Below are 329 nucleotides of genomic sequence, written 5' to 3'. Positions count from 1 at the left end.
AGCTGAGGGTGCCTAAAATCTTTAATTTAAGAATGGACCCTTATGAAACCGCAGATCGGACATCTAATACTTACTGGGATTGGGTGATTGATCGAGTGTATTTGCTGGTACCGGCGCAAACTTATGTTGCAAAGTATCTAGCCAGTTTTGAAGAGTTTCCACCTCGTCAAAAAGCGGCAAGTTTTAATGTCTCCCAAGTGATGGAGAAATTACAACAGCCTGCGTCTAAATAATTTACATTAATATCTAAAAAGGGCGCAACTCGCCCTTTTTTAACGTTTTTTTGTTGTTAGACTAACCGTATTAAGCCCCGATTGATTGTATTGCCC

At 40.1% G+C, this 329-nt stretch carries 1 protein-coding gene; it reads left to right on the top strand.

The features are described 5' to 3' along the window. The coding region (locus Q4528_RS13080; protein WP_303521910.1) for a hypothetical protein at nucleotides 1-233 on the top strand (233 nt) is incomplete at its 5' end. Nucleotides 234-329 lie beyond the last annotated feature (96 nt).

Source organism: Staphylococcus pasteuri (assembly GCF_030547725.1).
In the GTDB taxonomy this organism is placed as follows: Bacteria; Bacillota; Bacilli; order Staphylococcales; family Staphylococcaceae; genus Staphylococcus; species Staphylococcus pasteuri.
Note: the sequence above shows the minus strand (reverse complement) of the source record. Positions and strands in the feature narration are given on the sequence as shown.